This window comes from Trinickia sp. (assembly GCF_051961175.1).
Classification (GTDB): domain Bacteria; phylum Pseudomonadota; class Gammaproteobacteria; order Burkholderiales; family Burkholderiaceae; genus Trinickia.
The window spans coordinates 1-15,184 of sequence record NZ_JBQCDN010000412.1 but is presented as its reverse complement, the minus strand read 5'-3'; the positions used below and the strand labels follow the sequence as shown (position 1 = coordinate 15,184).

Sequence of the window (15,184 nt, the reverse complement as noted above, 5' to 3'; positions counted from 1 at the left end):
CTCACGAACGGTTTACGCGCAGCCATCGCGCAGCGTCCGTGCGGCCAGACGCCCTACACATTCAGCGCGGGTGTGGACGAATTCCGGCCTGGAGACAGGCTCGCGCGCGTGTTGGCTCGCGCCGATGCCGCCCTTTATACGGCTAAAGCGTTGGGGCGCGATTGTGTGGTGATGGCGTCGTCGGAGGGTGAGTCCGACGAACGCATCGAACAAGCCACTTGACGAGGCGATGCGCGCGACATGACGTCACCGCAGCATCGACTATCATTGAATTCAACAGATCAAACGTCCCGTCTCCCGGAGAGAGCCTTGCCTGTACGGCTATTTCGAGCGGCGCGGAACGATCGCAATCGTTTCGTCGCGTTGTACATCGTACTTTTTATCGGCTTGCTGATCGCGGCTGCCGCGTTCATCTACGAGGCGCGCGTCGTCATCGAGGATGACGTGTCCGAGGATATCGCCTTCAGCGGCCTCAGCACGACGAACCGGGTCCTTGACGATCTCCAAGATGCGGAGACGGGGCAGCGCGGTTATCTGCTGACGGGTTCCCCCGGCTATCTGCAGCCCTATGAGCGCGGCACGCGGGATGTCGAACCCGCGATGCGGCAGCTCTATGGCGTTGCCGTTGCCGATCCCTCGTCGATCGCCATCGTGCGCCGGATCGATGCGCTTCAGCACAGTAAGTTGGCCGAACTGGCGCGAACGATCGAACTGGCTCGTGGCGGCGATCGATCGCGCGCGATCGCACTTGTGCAGACGGACGAGGGCAAGCGCGAAATGGATCGGCTGCGGCTTGAATTCACGCAATTGAGCCAGCGTTGGCAAGCGCGTCAGCATGGCGCGGCCGGCGATGCACGCAAGCGCGTGATGTTCGGCGCCGGCGCGTTGGCTGTCGTCGCGGCTTTTGTCGGGGGCTTGTTGGCGTACGCACTCGTGGTTCAACGACGGGCGTTCGCCAATATCAGCGCCTATTCGCAGGCGATGGATCGGGAGGCCGCGCTCGATGCGTTGACGGGGTTGCCCAACCGAAGAAGGCTGCTGGCCGCCATTGATGCGTTAGCGGCGCAACCCGGGATCGAAACCCGGAAGGTGGCGCTGCTGTATTTGGATGTCGACGGATTCAAGAGCGTCAACGATGTGCTGGGTCATAGTGCCGGCGATATCTTTTTGAGGCGGCTCGCCAAGTGGCTATCGGCTGTCGTGCGACGTCAGGACGTGCTGGCGCGCATTGGCGGTGACGAATTTGTCGCGTTGCTGACCGATTACGGCGACGACGATGATCTGCGCCGGCTTGCCCAGCGGTTGATCGAGCAGGTGCGGGCGGTTGCGCAAGCCGAATTTGCCGGGCGATTCTCGATTGGGTTGAGTATTGGTATCGCGACCTATCCGGACCGCGTGACCCACATACGACAGCTGATGGATGTGGCGGATGCTGCGATGTATAGGGCGAAGAGAGAGCGATCGTCGTTCCGGTTTGGGCCGGTGACGGCCAATGATCAGGCGTACGATGTGAGTGCGTCGAAGTGATGGGGCTTCGAAGCCAGTTCTGGCTTCCGCTAGATGAAACGCGCTCGAGCCAATTTTTTCCACCCAAAAGGTAGAGGCATCGCGTAGGCGTCCAGTTCCGGCGCACGGTTTCGAGTTCCAATGAGTCGGCACTATCCGGCCCCGAGTATCCGCATCATCGATCTCGCATTGCGCTGCCCCTGGTCCTCAAAGCAGTTATTGAAGATGACGTGAGTCGTCTTGACTTGCCCTGCGAGGGTTCGAATCGGTGTGCTCAGTTCGTGCAGTTCCTCGTCGCTGTAGTCGTAGTTGAAGCGGACCGACGCCGATGGGCTTGTCGCATTCCACGTTTCGGCGTTGCGGCCATGCAGACGCACGATCGCCAAGTCGGCGTTTGTCGCTTCCCAGACCGTCTGCGCACGATTCGCAACCTCGGGCGGCGCATCCATGACGACATGCGCGATTCCATGCTCGCGTTCGAATCCCAGCGTCCAGGATTGATGCTTCTCGTCGAGCCAGGAGCGGTTGCGAAACTCGATCGCCATCGTATGTTCGGCCATGCGCGCCGCACATTCCTCGACATGGGCCCGGCCCTGCGCAGCGCTCGTCAGCCAAGGCGGAAATTGGAAAAGCACCGCGCCTAACTTGCTTGCCTCGTCGAGCGGAGCCAGCGCATCGAAAAAGCGGCGCCAGATTTCGTCGATCAATTCGGGTGGGAAATCGCGATAGTAGAGCTTCTTGTTCGCGGTCTCGGGTACGAGGACAGCAATGTCGGGCGGCAGTGCCTCGCGCCCGGTTTGATGGCCGGTCAGCAACCGGAAGGCTTTCACATTGAAAACGAAGCCTTCTGGCGTACGTTCGGCCCACAACTCGGAATTCGCCCGCGGGGGCAGGGCGTAATAGCTCGAATCGACTTCGACGAGCGGGAAGATTGACGCGTAATAGGCGAGGCGCGCTTGCGCGGTAGAGCAGCCGCGCGGATAAAAGCGCTTGCAGGCAATTAGGGATTTATCCGCCCATCCGGCGGAACCGCAAAGGATATCGGGCATTGCCGGTCGGCCGACAGATCGTCGGGAGCGCATATCAGGTGATCGGTTATCGAATCACCGGCGCATCGCGTTCGGAAGGAGGGATTACCCTAGGCCGCGCTGCGCGCTGAATGCTAAGGGCCCCACCCAGGGAAGAGGTAGGGCCCGTCTACAGCAACTTCGAGGTGAGGTGTATCTACTGCTAGGGGTGCTTCTACTTCCAGGGGTGCTGCAACTGCCAGGTGCTGCTATTCCGAGGTGAGGTACTGCGTACTGCTGTGCTGCCACTACGGTACTACCCATCAGGTACTCGTGACTGCAAGCTACGTCGAACTGCAAGGTGCTTCGAACTGCAAAGTGCTTCGAACTGCAAAGTGCTTTGAACTGCAAGATGCTTCGAACTGCAAGGTGCTTCGAACTGCGAGGTGCTTCGAACTACAGATACTTCGGACTGCTACAACGCACTGCGCGAACCCCGGTTTTGAAACCCTTCAGCGATTACCCTGAGTGCTGAGGAATTCCTACGACTGCTATCCAGCTACATCGTCCAATCTTTTTGCCCCACGACGCTTCGCGAGGGCTTCGTGGATGGAGCTGATGTCTTGCTCCATGGAAAGCAGTGTAGACCCGCCGCCCCGGAACCAATTGGACGAAAGGAGCGCGTTTTCGTGCTCAATTCAGTCGATCGGCCTCCCCCACGGCATCGGCGGGCATTCAAGCAGGGGCGTTCGTCCGTGAAAACGCCGTTTCCGGGGATATCGTCAAGCGATCAAACCCGCCATCCCGCTGACATCAATGTAATGAAATTGAAAGATTTCGTGCGCCACTAGCGCCGACCGCCGTCGCCTTCTTCGTCGACAAATCGCACGCGCCCTTGCGTCAAGTCCCGCAACGCCACGCGGGCGGAATCGCGCTTCGTCGCAGGCATGCGCAGGACGAGCCGCACCCTTAACTCATATCCGCTATCGACGAGTTCGGCCCCTTCCTGCTCGATCCATCGCCGCACACGCGCTTCATCGGGATAGTCGATGTCGACGGTGAGTTCGGCCTGCGCGATTCGCTCGACGCGCTGTGCTTGTTGAAGCGCACTCGCAATGGCATCGGTATAGGCGCGCACGAGGCCGCCCGCACCGAGCTTCACGCCACCGTAGTACCGCACCACTGCCGCCAATACGCCGTCGAGATCGTGATGGCGCAACACTTCGAGAATCGGCCGCCCGGCCGTGCCCGAGGGTTCGCCATCGTCGGACATTCCCGATTGCCCGCCCGCGAGCAGGGCCCAGCAGACATGGGTAGCGCTGGGATGCGCGTCGCGCAAGAGACGCAGCGCCTGCATGGCGGCATCGCGATCGGCGACAGGGATCGCATGCGCGATAAAGCGACTCTTGCGGATGTCCAATTCAGCCGTGACCGGGCCGGCGAGCGTGAAGGTGGGCAAAACGAACTTATCCCCAATTTATGTTGGCAAAGTTGTGAATAACTTGCTCATAGGCTATGTAAGTGCTTGATGCAAAAGCATTGCGCGCCCGGGTTCGCATTTGTGGCACGCTCGTCGACGCCCGGAACCCGAAGACGTCTGACGAAAAGCCCGACGCGCCGTGTGGGATTATCGAATGCTGAAAGCGAAACTGGCAATGGCGGATGCCTTCGGCGAGATTCCCGTCCATCGCCGCGCGGACGGTGGCATCATATGCGCCTGCGTTTCCCGGCCACACCTCTTTTTTCTGTTTTGCCCCGAATATGTCCGATCTGATCGTTCATGGCGGCCTCCCGCTTCGCGGGGAGATCACGCCGTCCGCCAATAAGAACGCTGTCCTGCCGATTCTTTGTGCGACCTTGTTGACCGACCAGCCGCTGCGGCTCGTCGGCGTGCCCGACATCACCGACGTCAAGAAAATCCTCGATATTTTCCGCGCGCTAGGCAGCGACGTATCGATGGATTTCTCGACGGGCATCCTCGATCTGCATCACCACGCTACGTCGTTCGATCCGGCCAAGCATCGGCTGCCCGAGGAGATGCGCTCGTCGATCATGCTCGTTCCGCCGCTGCTTGCGCGATTCGGCGTGGCGCGGCTCGAAAACGACGTGAAAGGCTGTACGCTGGGCGTGCGCGAGATCGACCCGCACGTCGAAGTGTTCGAGCGTTTCGGCGCACGCGTCGAGCGCACCTCCGATTCCCTGATCGTGCGCGCGCAAACGCGCATGGCAGCGAACGATCACTGGCTCGACTACGCGTCGGTTACCACCACCGAAAATTTCGTTCTGTGCGCTGCGTCCGCTTCGGGCACGTCGACGCTCGTTAATGCCGCTTCGGAGCCGCACGTCCAGGAGTTTTGCCGCTTCATCGCGATGCTCGGTGTACCGATCGAAGGCATCGGCACTTCACGTCTCGCCGTTGAAGGCGGGCATCGGCTCGGTGGCGGCGAGTTTCGCTTTAGCGAGGATTTCCATGAGATCGCGACGTTCCTGGCGCTCGGTGCGATCACCGGCGGCGATATCGTCGTCAAGAACAGCGCGCCCGAGCAATTCCCGTTGATCGATCGCACGTTCGCGAAGTTCGGTGTCGATCTCGTTCATCAGGACGGATGGTCGCGCGCGATGCGCGACGGCCCGTTGCGCGTGCGCAGGCCGTTTACGCCCAATATCTTGACGAAGATCGAGGCGGCGCCGTGGCCGTACCTGCCCGTGGATTTGCTGCCGATCTTCATTGCCCTTGGCGTACGAGCCGAAGGCAGCGCGATGTTCTGGAACAAGGTGTACGACGGCGCGATGGGATGGTCGGTCGAACTGTCGAAGTTCGGCGCGCACGTCTTTTTGTCGGACCCGCATCGTCTGATTACGTTCGGCGGCATTCCGCTGAGCCCGGCGAAGGTCGAAAGCCCCTACATCATCCGCGTCGCGATTGCACTGCTGATGGTGGCCGCGAGCATCGAAGGGCGCTCCGTTATCACGAATGCATTGCCCATCCGGCGCGCGCATCCGCATTTCGTCGAAAATCTGCGTTCGGTCGGCGCGAACGTGGAGTGGACCGCGGGCGACTGAGCCGCTCAACGCGCGCCGCACTACCGTGCGACGAAGCGCAGGACCGCTTGCGCTTCGTCGTGCCGCCCGCATGGCCGGGCAGCTGCGCCGTTACTCCTTTACTCCTTTACTCCTTTACGCCTTTCTTCTTGGCGAGTTGCTGCGCCAACGCATAGTGGTGCTCGATGACGGGCAGGCCTTTTTGCGCGAGTTTCTTCAGGTCCGCGTTTTGTCCGTCGGAGATTTCCTTCTTGAACGCGGCGACGGCATCCTGGTGGCCTTTAAGGCCGATCTTCGCAATGTAGGCGTCGTCGAACTCCTTGCCTTTCAGCGGCTTCAACTCGTCAAGCACGCTCGTGTCGGAGTTGTCTTTCGGCACTTCGACACCATGCGGTGCCTTCGCCTTCAGTTCGACGGTCAGCTTCGTATGGTCGAGCATCATGTGATGCGCAAACGACTTGACGTCCTTGTCGCTCGAATTTTTCTGAGCCAGCTTGCCGGCGTCGATTTCGGTCGATGATGACATCGAGGCCGCCTGCACGAAATCGCGGTCGGGCTCGGGCAGCGGGTTAGCCGCGGTGGTCGATGCAGCTTGCGTTTGCGCTTCGGCGACGCCGACCGGGAGCAGCAAGGCGCAGCAGGTCAAGGCTAGAGCGGTTCGCTTCATTGAGGCTCCTAAGATGCATAGCGTTGGCAGGGACGATGCGCGCCGGTTTCAGGGCGGCGCGCTCGTGATTGCTGCGGCGCAAACCCCATACCCGAGGGGCGTGCTCTGTGCTTATGCGTTCATTGCGGGCCTGCGCTTTGCTCGCTCGTCATCTATGTCGATCGATCAGTCCCCGCGCCCGATATGGAGACGATGCCGCTTACGCTTGACTGGCCTTCTGCGTTGGCGCGTCTCGCCTGCGCGCTCGTGGCGGGGGCCGCGTACGGGCTCGATCGCAGCGAATCGGGTAAGGCGGCCGGATTGCGCACCACCATACTCGTTTGCCTGGCGGCCTGCGTCGCGATGCTGCAAGTCAACGCGCTGCTGGATCAAACCGGCAAGGGGCCGACAAGCTTTGTCAGGATCGATTTGATGCGTTTGCCGCTAGGGATCCTGACGGGGATGGGTTTCATCGGCGCGGGCGCGGTATTTCGCAAGGATGGGCTCGTCAGCGGTGTCACGACGGCGGCGATGCTTTGGTTCGTCACTGTCATCGGCCTGTGTTTCGGCGGGGGGCAATACGGCTTGGGCGCGGCCAGCAGCGCGATCGGCCTGGCGGTGTTATGGGGCTTGCGTTTTGTCGAGCACAGGCTCGAGCGCCGCAAGGCTGCGTGGCTGACCGTTCGCTACGCCATCGATTCGGATTGCCCGCGCCGCTTGGCCGAGCAATTGACGCCCCTCGGCTGCACGTTGGAGCAACGCGGCGCGCATGTCGAAGCAGATGCGGGGACGTGCGAGTCACGCTACCTGGTGCAGTGGAAGGAGCGATTCGATGTCGATCGCATCGCACCGTCGCTCGACGGGATCGGGCGTGCCAGCGGCGCGCTGTGCACGCAATGGGCCATGGCGGATTGAGCGGAGCATCGTCCCGCGTTACCAGTGCCGCCGTGCCGTCCCCGATCAATTGCCTTGCCTCATCTCTCTATGCTTTACGATGCCCTCAACGGCGGCAATGACGGATTCGAGCGGCGCTATACGCAGCCGGAGAGATGCGCGAGGCCATCGAGCGAGGAGACGACGCGCCCGATGCCCCCATAGGCTTTCGGCGGGACGCTCTCATATAAGGTGGAGACTTGGGCGATTCGCCTATCCGTGTTCGTCGCGGCCGACCGCCATTGGCCTGCACGCGACGTGCCCGGATCGATGCGCTCGCCGCATGGCGGCGGCCCGGCGGCGCCGAGCGCGCCGTGCGCTAGATACGCCCTAATACGACGAGAATGATGACGATGAGGACGATGAGTCCGAGCCCGCCGGTTGGCCCATAGCCCCAACTGCGGCTATACGGCCACGCGGGGAACGAGCCGATCAAAAGTAAGATGAGAATGATGAGCAAGATCGTGCCTAACATAGCGCCCTCGCTTGACTTGGTTGAAAACGCGCGGCGCGAGCCGCTGGTGATTCGACCCGCAACTTGCATGCCGCACGGGTAGCATTCAGGCGAACCCGCGGGCCACCGAGGGTTTGGACGTTTTTATCGCGAATCGGTAGGGTCGCCCATTCGTCGACATTACAAACCGCACACGCGGTGGAGGCATTTTGCAGCGCCGCAGCAAAGCGGTGGCGGCGCGGGAAGGTAGCGATGCACCCGTCGGAAACCGGTGCATCGCACCATGCCTCGCTACCCGGCCGATTCCAGATCCTCCATGACTGCGGCCAGGAATCGTGCGGCTTCGCCACCCGTCACGACGCGATGATCGAACGTCAAGCTCAGCGGTAACACGGCATGCACGGCTGGTTTGCCATCGCAGGCCACGACGGCATGATGCACACGTCCGGCGCCGAGAATCGCCACGGTGGGCGGCACCACGATCGGCGCCGCGTACTTGCCCGCGATCATCCCGAAGTTCGACAGCGTGATCGTGTTGCCGCGCATCTCCTCGGGCGGGATCTTGCGCGCCTTCACATCCGCTCGCATCCGGTCCAAGCCGGCGCGCAAATCGGCTGCATCGCGATGCGCCACGTCGCGCAGAACGGGCACGAACAATCCGTCCGGCAAATCCACCGCGATGCCGACGTCGATCTTTGCCAGCACGCGCCGTCGCGCTGTGCGCCCGTCGAACCATGAATTGAGGCCGGGCTCCGCGCGACAACCTGCTACGAGCGCGCGGATCAATCGAATCGAGATATCGGCGCCGGGCGCCCAGGCATCGATATCGGCATCGTCGATCACGGTTGCCGCCGCCACCTCGCTTTGGGCTTGCGCCATGTTCTGCGCCATCGCGCGCCGCACGCCGCGCAGCGGTTCGGGGGGGCCCAACTCGGCGAGCACCTTGGCCGTGCGTTCGATGTCGTTGGAAGTGACGACGCCGTCGGGCCCGGTCGGCATGACCATCGTCAAATCGATGTCGAGTTTGCGGGCCAGCGCGCGGACGGCCGGGGTCGCTTTCACGGCCACGCTGCCGACGCGTGCGCCAGTGGGCGACGCGAAGCTGGGTGGGGCGGCCTCGCGGACGACGTTTTCGCTCGTTTCCACGCGCCCGACGACCGTGCCGGTATCGGCGGCACCGCCTTCGCCTTCGAAGCTGACGAGCGCCGCGCCCAAATGCACGATGTCGCCTTTGTTGCCGTATAGCTTCGCGATGCGCCCGGCTTGCGGGGAAGGGATATCGACGATGGCCTTGGCGGTTTCCACCGAGACGAGCGGCTGATCGGCGGCGACTTCATCACCGGCTTTGACATGCCATTCGACGATTTCAGCCTCTTGCAAACCTTCGCCCAGATCGGGGAGCTTGAAGACGTTCATGTTGAAGCCTCGAGCGTTTTTCGCACAGCGCTCACGATGCGCGCGACGCTCGGCATGTACTGCCCCTCCAGCCTGAACAGCGGGACGACGACGTCGTACCCGGTCACGCGCTCGATCGGCGCGAGTAGTGAATAGAGTCCACGCTCGGCGATCGTGGCGGCGATCTCGGCGCCGAGGCCGCACGTACGCGGCGCCTCGTGCACGATGACGCAACGGCCTGTCTTGGCGACGGAAGCCAGGATCGTCTCGATGTCGAGCGGCTTGAGGGTAGCCACATCGATGACTTCGGCGGCGATGCCGTCCTCAGCCAATTGATCGGCAGCCCTAAGTACTTCTTGAAGCATGGCACCCCACGAAACGAGTGTGACGTCGGTGCCTTCCCGTAAGACGAAGCAGGTATCGAGTGGTAGCGCCTCACCGTCGTCTTCGACGCTTTGTTTGAACAAGCGGTACAGCCGGGTCGGTTCCAGAAAGATCACCGGATCGGGATCGCGGATCGCGGCCAACAGCAGCCCATAAGCGCGCGACGGCGAAGAGGGCATGACGACGCGCAGCCCCGGGATGTGGGCGAACAGCGCTTCGGGGCTTTCGGAGTGATGTTCGGGCGCGTGAATACCTGCACCGCACGGCGAGCGAATCACGAGCGGGCAACTCACGCGGCCGCGCGTGCGATTGCGCAAGCGGGCCGCGTGGTTGAGCACCTGATCGACGATGGGGTAGATGAAGCCCGTGAATTGAATCTCGGCGACGGGGTGCAGGCCCATCGCCGCCATGCCGATCGCGGTGCCGGCGATGCCGGCTTCCGCAAGCGGCGTATCGAGCACGCGTTGTGCGCCGAAACGTGTCTGCAGACCGATCGTCGCGCGGAACACGCCACCGTTCGCGCCGATATCTTCGCCCAGGAGGACGACGGCGGGATCGTGCTCGAGCGCATGCGCGAGCGCGAGGTTGACCGCTTCGACGAGTGCGAGATCAGCCATGGCCGCGCTCCGAGGCGGCGGCGAAATGCCGTGCCATCGCAAGTTGTTCGTGCAACGCATGCGGCAGCGTTGCATAGAGATGATCGAACATCGCGGAGACGTCGGGCGGCGCAACGGCGAGATATGACTGCACCGCGGCTTCGACGGTACGCTGGCACGCTTGATTGAGTTGGTCCTCACGCGATTTGTCCCATGCAGCGAGGGAGACCAGGTATTTGCGTAAGCGCACGATCGGCTCCTCGCGCCATGCTTGAGCGACGAGATCGGGATCTCTATAACGCGTGGCATCGTCGGCCGTCGTGTGATCGCCGAGACGGTAGCTCAACGCTTCGATCAACGTCGGGCCATCGCCACGCCGTGCTTTATCCAGTGCTTCCCGAGCGGCCGCATGGACTGCGATGACATCGTTGCCATCGACCTGCCGCCCTTCGATGCCGGCCGCGATGGCTTTTTGCGCCAGTGTGGGTGCGGCCGTCTGCCTTGTGCGCGGTACTGACATGGCCCATTGATTATTGTTGACGACAATGACGAGCGGAGCCTGCCAAACGCCGGCCATGTTCATCGCTTCATAGACATCGCCTTTCGATGTGCCGCCGTCGCCGACGATCGCGACGGCCACACGCGGCTCGCCACGCAAGCGGAACGCGTAGGCGGCGCCGGCCGCGTGACAAACCTGGGTGCCGATCGGAACGCAATTCGGGAAATCGTGCGGTGCGGCGGAAAAGCAGCTGCCGCGCTCGTCGCCGCCCCAGTACAGCAAGCTCTCCGACATCGTGACGCCGCGCAGCAGTTGCGCTGCGTGATCGCGATAGGAGGGAAAGAGGGCGTCTTCGGGACGCATCGCCGACGCGAGGCCCACGCCGATGGCCTCTTGGCCGACGCTCGATGCGAAGGTGCCGAGCTTGCCTGTGCGCTGCAGTGCAACGGCTTTGGCGTCGAACGCACGGGTGAGCACCATCGCGCGATAGAACGCTGACAAAGCTTCGGGATCCTTGGCGAATTCGGGTAGGGGCTGCGCTGGGACGCCGTCAGCATCGAGAAACCGGGAGTACTCGATTTGAAAACTGGCGACCGTCGTCATGATCTTTGTCCTCGACGAGCGTCCCGCGCCCGGGTGCTACCGTCGTTCTGTGGTTCTGTTGTGCTTCATCAAACTTAGTACGTTTGTATCCGAAAACAAGGAGCAGTGATCGACATGCGCGGCCAACGGCACATGGGCGGCAGCCATGGGAGCGCACCGCATTGCAGCGCAATGCAGGGCACCACGGCCTCATACGCGAGCCGTTCATTGAGCGGCCGATCGGCCATGGCGCTCACGCTTCGGGAGCAGGCGGGCTGGGCGGAACGCCGAGTAATTGCAGCGCGCCGCCCGTGACGGCGGAGAACACGGGGCCGGCCACGGCACCGCCGTAATACGAATGCTTCGTCGGTTCGTCAATCATGACGGCGACGACGATGCGTGGTGCGTCGATTGGAGCAATGCCTACAAAGAGCGAGCGGTATTTGCCCTTTGCATACCCCTTTCCTGCATGCTTCCATGCGGTGCCGGTCTTACCGCCGACGCGGTAGCCTTCGACGCGGGCTGCGCGCCCCGTTCCGCCCGCGAGGGTTGCCGCCTCCAGCATCGAGCGCAGCGTCGCGGCGCTCGATTCGCTCGTCACACGAATGAACGGCGCGGCGGCAACGCCGGATGTGGCGCTGCCGTCACCTGCAATCAGCGCGACGGGCCGCAGCGTGCCGTCGCCGGCAAGCGCCGTATAGGCTTGCGCCATTTGCAGAAGCGATGTCGACAAGCCGTAGCCGTAGGCCATCGTCGCCTGTTCGACGGGGCGCCATCGCTGCCATGGTCTGAGCGTTCCCCCCGCGACGCCGGGAAACGGCAGCGGCGCGGCGAGCCCGATGCCGTATTGGCGATAAGCCGTCCAGAGTGTTTCGGGCGGCAGCATCATCGAAATCTTGGCGAGGGCGATATTGCTCGAGGTGGCGAGTGCCTGCGCGACGCTGACGATGCCGTGATCGGATGTATCGTGGATCGTATTCGGCCCGATGCGGTATCGGCCCGGTGCGGTATCGATCAGCGTACCGGGGCCGACTTTGCCGGTATCGAGTGCCGTGGCGATGGCGAGCGGTTTGATCGTCGAGCCGGGTTCGAACATATCGACGGCTGCGCGGTTGCGCATGGTGTGGGCTGTGAGCCCGGCACGCGCGTTCGGATCGAATGAAGGGGCATTGGCGAGTGCCAGGATTTCACCGGTATTGGCATCGAGGACGACGACGCTGCCGGCTTGGGCTTGGTGGCGTTCGAGCGCCGCTTTGAGTTGGGCGAAGGCGAGATGCTGGATGCGGCGGTCGATCGTCAGTTGAACGGCTTGCCCGTGGCGCGCGGGCACGAGCGGGCGCAGATCGGAGACGACGCGCCCGAGCCGGTCGCGGATGACTTCGCGCTCGCCCGGTTCGCCGGCCAGCAACGCGTTTGCCGCCAATTCCACGCCTTCTTGTCCCACGTCGTCGATATCGGTCAAACCCACGACGTGTGCTGCCGATTCACCTTCGGGGTAAAAGCGTTTGGACGTAGTGACCTGAGTGATGCCGCGCAGGCCGAGATCGGCAATGCGGCCGGCCGTTTGCGCATCGACGTGGCGCTTGAGCAAAACGTGCGTGCGTCCGGCCTCGAGGCGCGCCTGCAATTGTGCAGAGGAAAGCGCGAGATGCTTGGCCAGCGGTTCGATATCGGTAGGCGCGACGCGATCGGGCTCGGCCCATATTTCATAGGTGGCGAGGCTGACGGCAAGCAGAGCGCCGTGCCGATCGACGATAGGGCCGCGTTTGGCTTCGAGCGCGAGCATTTGCCGATGCCGCTTTTCGCCTTGCGCGACATGAAAGTCATGTTCGACGATTTGGACCCACCCGGCTCGCGCGGCGAGCGCGACGAATGCGAGGGTGATGAGCGCCATGACGAAGGTTGAACGCTTTGTGCGCCAGCGCGGCGCGATCAAAGGGTCATGCGTGAGCGAACGGGATGAGTATGGGGTGGCGCGTTTCCGCTTCGGTGGGGGCATGGGAAGGAAGGGGCGGCGCGCAGGAGTACGCGGGGCATCTATTGTAATGAAGTTGTAATGATGCTGGCCCCCACCGGTGAAAGGCGCCCGTAGACGCCTGAATTCCCCCTAAGCGGGTAACGAAAAACCCGAAATAGCGTCCCGCAGCACGCCCGCCTGGTCCTTCAGCGATTGCGCGGCGGCTGCGGCCTCTTCAACGAGTGCCGCGTTTTGCTGCGTCACTTTATCCATCTCTCCCACAGCGCGATTGACTTGTTCGATCCCCGCGCTTTGCTCATGCGAAGCGTGGCTGATCTCCTCAAGGATCTCGTTGACGCGCCGAACGGACTGCACAATCTCGCCCATCGTCGAACCCGCATTCGCGACGAGTGCGGCCCCCTGGTCAACCGTATTCGTCGACGATTCGATCAACGCCTTGATTTCCTTGGCGGCCGTAGCCGAACGTTGCGCCAGGCTGCGGACCTCCGCGGCGACCACCGCGAACCCGCGCCCTTGCTCGCCCGCGCGTGCCGCTTCCACCGCGGCGTTCAGCGCGAGAATGTTCGTTTGGAACGCGATCCCATCGATCACGCCGATGATGTCGCCGATCTTCTGCGAGCTCGATGTGATCTCGTGCATCGTGCGTACGACGTCATCCACGACACTACTGCCGCGCGTCGCGACATCGGCGGCCTGCTCCGCGAGCTTGGCCGCTTGCGAAGCACTGTCGGCGTTCATTTTCACGTTCGTCGTCATTTCGTCCATGCTCGACGCCGTTTGAACGAGCGCGGCTGCCTGCTGCTCCGTGCGCTGCGACAGATCCGTGTTGCCGGCGGCGATTTCGCTCGCGCCGACGTTGATGTTTTCCGTACCGGCACGCACGCGCATCACCGCCTGGGCAATGCCCGATTGCATCTGCGCGAGCACGGACATGAGGCTGGCGTCATCCCCGTGCGCCACGGCAATGCGCGCCGTCAGGTCGCCGCCGGCGATGCGTTGCGCCGTATCGATGGCGATTTCAAGCTCGCCGCCGAGGCTACGGCGGATGCTGCGCAGGACCAGTACCATCGCGATCGTCGCAGCCACCCCGAGTACACCGATGATGGTCGCCCAGCGCACGAGGTTCGAAATGAACGCCGCATTGACATCGTCCATATACATGCCGGTGACGATGTCCCAATCCCACGGCGCGAACCGCAACGCGTATGACAACTTCGAGACCGGCTCTTCGCTGCCGGGTTTAGACCACAAATAGTGAACGAAGCCGCCGTTTTCCTGATTGGCCGCTTTCACGATGTCGAGAAAGAGATGATTGCCCGCTGGGTCCGTGAAGTTGGACAGGTCTTTCCCGACCAACTGCGGCTTGATCGGGTGCATCAGCATGACGGCGTGCGAATCGTTGATCGAGTAGTAACCGTCCGCGCTGTAACGCAGAACGCCAATGGCTTGCAGCGCTTGCTTCTTTGCGTCGTCCTCGCTCATCGCATGTTGCTGAGCTGCATCGTAATAGTGCTTGGCCACACTGTTCGCTTCTTGCACCAGCGCCACCAGCCGACCCTCGCGGTCTTCGATCATCGATGCCCGGTTCTGCCACACGCCGGCGATGCCGATCAAGATGAGCCCGGTCCACAGCACCGCGATCATCGAGCCAAGCTTTCGATTCAAAGTCATTTTCTGCATTCGTCGCTCTCGATTGGTCTTTCAGTCGGCGGCTTCGTGTGACAAATTCGCGAGATGAAGCCGCGCCTTGCCGGTCTATCGACCCGACATCTCAAGCGGCGCAGAGGGGGAAACCCTGATTGAAAACGTTTCCACCTTTTGGGCGGAGGGCAATCGGAGCGGAATGCGGTTCAATGCAGCGATGGGTTTTTGTCCGGAGGACCTTCGGGCCGCTGCGGCTCGTCGTTGTGATGGCCCGGCGCGGGCGGCACGACCGGTTCGCCTTCGGGATCGCGCGTTGGATCGGCTAGGGGATCGGGAATCGGTGCGGTATGCATGCGATAGTCCATGGCGTGTGCGTATCGGGATGAGGGGTGGGCAAATCCGAGACGGCGTCGAGGCTTGCCTCTTTTATACGCTATCCATGGGGACAGCGCGCGGCATTTCGGCGTGCGCTGCGCCGATGCGTTCGACGGACAGACGAGGGGAAAAGAAGAGCATTG

13 protein-coding genes and 1 pseudogene are annotated in these 15,184 nt (G+C 62.5%); 4 read left to right on the top strand and 10 right to left on the bottom strand.

Features of this window, described 5'->3' with window-relative positions; all coding sequences use genetic code 11:
- Both ACTHL0_RS23385 and ACTHL0_RS23380 read left to right on the top strand, forming a co-directional pair.
- Positions 1 to 222: pseudogene (locus ACTHL0_RS23385) on the top strand (GGDEF domain-containing protein); the annotation flags it as partial.
- An 87-nt stretch (positions 223 to 309) separates the two neighbouring features.
- The gene (locus ACTHL0_RS23380; protein WP_440569354.1) at positions 310 to 1,527 is read left to right on the top strand and encodes a diguanylate cyclase domain-containing protein; all 1,218 of its coding nucleotides are present in this window, start codon (positions 310 to 312) and stop codon (positions 1,525 to 1,527) included.
- Positions 1,528 to 1,658: 131 nt separating this feature from the next.
- On the opposite strand, the gene ACTHL0_RS23375 is transcribed toward ACTHL0_RS23380, so the two are convergent.
- Both ACTHL0_RS23375 and ACTHL0_RS23370 read right to left on the bottom strand, forming a co-directional pair.
- Entirely contained in the window at positions 1,659 to 2,555 is an 897-nt protein-coding gene (locus ACTHL0_RS23375; protein ID WP_440569352.1) for a DUF72 domain-containing protein, read from the bottom strand.
- 805 nt (positions 2,556 to 3,360) lie between these two features.
- Entirely contained in the window at positions 3,361 to 3,972 is a 612-nt protein-coding gene (locus ACTHL0_RS23370) for an IMPACT family protein (protein WP_440569350.1), read from the bottom strand.
- Between the two features lie 302 nt (positions 3,973 to 4,274).
- Here ACTHL0_RS23370 and ACTHL0_RS23365 point away from each other — a divergent pair, with 302 nt between their 5' ends.
- Positions 4,275 to 5,576, top strand: a complete 1,302-nt coding sequence (locus ACTHL0_RS23365) for a UDP-N-acetylglucosamine 1-carboxyvinyltransferase (RefSeq protein WP_440569348.1) — start codon at positions 4,275 to 4,277, stop codon at positions 5,574 to 5,576.
- Between the two features lie 106 nt (positions 5,577 to 5,682).
- On the opposite strand, the gene ACTHL0_RS23360 is transcribed toward ACTHL0_RS23365, so the two are convergent.
- Positions 5,683 to 6,222 carry a DUF4142 domain-containing protein gene (locus tag ACTHL0_RS23360; RefSeq protein WP_440569347.1) on the bottom strand — a complete coding sequence of 180 codons (540 nt, stop codon included), beginning with the start codon at positions 6,220 to 6,222 and terminating at the stop codon, positions 5,683 to 5,685.
- Between the two features lie 183 nt (positions 6,223 to 6,405).
- On the opposite strand from ACTHL0_RS23360, the gene ACTHL0_RS23355 reads away from it, so the two are divergent.
- Positions 6,406 to 7,116, top strand: coding sequence for an MgtC/SapB family protein (locus tag ACTHL0_RS23355; protein WP_440569345.1), 711 nt, complete (start codon positions 6,406 to 6,408; stop codon positions 7,114 to 7,116).
- Positions 7,117 to 7,453: 337 nt separating this feature from the next.
- Here ACTHL0_RS23355 and ACTHL0_RS23350 read toward each other — a convergent pair whose 3' ends face one another.
- The 7 genes from ACTHL0_RS23350 to ACTHL0_RS23320 form a co-directional block, all read right to left on the bottom strand.
- Complete coding sequence (locus tag ACTHL0_RS23350; RefSeq protein ID WP_440569343.1) at positions 7,454 to 7,609, bottom strand: DUF3309 family protein; 156 nt, start codon at positions 7,607 to 7,609, stop codon at positions 7,454 to 7,456.
- A gap of 270 nt (positions 7,610 to 7,879) precedes the next feature.
- On the bottom strand, positions 7,880 to 9,004 hold the full coding sequence (locus tag ACTHL0_RS23345; protein ID WP_440569341.1) for a dihydrolipoamide acetyltransferase family protein: 1,125 nt from the start codon (positions 9,002 to 9,004) through the stop codon (positions 7,880 to 7,882).
- Positions 9,001 to 9,984 carry an alpha-ketoacid dehydrogenase subunit beta gene (locus ACTHL0_RS23340; RefSeq protein ID WP_440569340.1) on the bottom strand — a complete coding sequence of 328 codons (984 nt, stop codon included), beginning with the start codon at positions 9,982 to 9,984 and terminating at the stop codon, positions 9,001 to 9,003. Before ACTHL0_RS23340 ends, ACTHL0_RS23345 begins: the two co-directional genes overlap by 4 nt.
- Positions 9,977 to 11,065 (bottom strand): pyruvate dehydrogenase (acetyl-transferring) E1 component subunit alpha, encoded by a 1,089-nt coding sequence (pdhA, locus tag ACTHL0_RS23335; protein WP_440569339.1) that lies wholly within the window; start codon positions 11,063 to 11,065, stop codon positions 9,977 to 9,979. Before pdhA ends, ACTHL0_RS23340 begins: the two co-directional genes overlap by 8 nt.
- A gap of 232 nt (positions 11,066 to 11,297) precedes the next feature.
- Positions 11,298 to 13,043: a peptidoglycan D,D-transpeptidase FtsI family protein gene (locus ACTHL0_RS23330; RefSeq protein ID WP_440569338.1), complete on the bottom strand. Its 1,746-nt coding sequence runs from the start codon at positions 13,041 to 13,043 to the stop codon at positions 11,298 to 11,300.
- Positions 13,044 to 13,151: 108 nt separating this feature from the next.
- Positions 13,152 to 14,693, bottom strand: coding sequence for a methyl-accepting chemotaxis protein (locus ACTHL0_RS23325; protein WP_440569337.1), 1,542 nt, complete (start codon positions 14,691 to 14,693; stop codon positions 13,152 to 13,154).
- 179 nt (positions 14,694 to 14,872) lie between these two features.
- Complete coding sequence (locus ACTHL0_RS23320) at positions 14,873 to 15,019, bottom strand: hypothetical protein (protein ID WP_440569356.1); 147 nt, start codon at positions 15,017 to 15,019, stop codon at positions 14,873 to 14,875.
- Positions 15,020 to 15,184 lie beyond the last annotated feature (165 nt).

Excerpts from the sequence above, each read along its gene's own strand:
- ACTHL0_RS23375 (WP_440569352.1), bottom strand. The coding sequence starts at position 2,555 with ATGCCCGATATCCTTTGCGGTTCCGCCGGATGGGCGGATAAATCCCTA.
- ACTHL0_RS23365 (WP_440569348.1), top strand. The coding sequence starts at position 4,275 with ATGTCCGATCTGATCGTTCATGGCGGCCTCCCGCTTCGCGGGGAGATC.
- ACTHL0_RS23360 (WP_440569347.1), bottom strand. The coding sequence starts at position 6,222 with ATGAAGCGAACCGCTCTAGCCTTGACCTGCTGCGCCTTGCTGCTCCCG.
- ACTHL0_RS23355 (WP_440569345.1), top strand. The coding sequence starts at position 6,406 with ATGGAGACGATGCCGCTTACGCTTGACTGGCCTTCTGCGTTGGCGCGT.
- ACTHL0_RS23350 (WP_440569343.1), bottom strand. The coding sequence starts at position 7,609 with ATGTTAGGCACGATCTTGCTCATCATTCTCATCTTACTTTTGATCGGC.
- ACTHL0_RS23345 (WP_440569341.1), bottom strand. The coding sequence starts at position 9,004 with ATGAACGTCTTCAAGCTCCCCGATCTGGGCGAAGGTTTGCAAGAGGCT.
- ACTHL0_RS23340 (WP_440569340.1), bottom strand. The coding sequence starts at position 9,984 with ATGGCTGATCTCGCACTCGTCGAAGCGGTCAACCTCGCGCTCGCGCAT.
- pdhA (WP_440569339.1), bottom strand. The coding sequence starts at position 11,065 with ATGACGACGGTCGCCAGTTTTCAAATCGAGTACTCCCGGTTTCTCGAT.
- ACTHL0_RS23330 (WP_440569338.1), bottom strand. The coding sequence starts at position 13,043 with ATGCCCCCACCGAAGCGGAAACGCGCCACCCCATACTCATCCCGTTCG.
- ACTHL0_RS23325 (WP_440569337.1), bottom strand. The coding sequence starts at position 14,693 with ATGACTTTGAATCGAAAGCTTGGCTCGATGATCGCGGTGCTGTGGACC.
- ACTHL0_RS23320 (WP_440569356.1), bottom strand. The coding sequence starts at position 15,019 with ATGCATACCGCACCGATTCCCGATCCCCTAGCCGATCCAACGCGCGAT.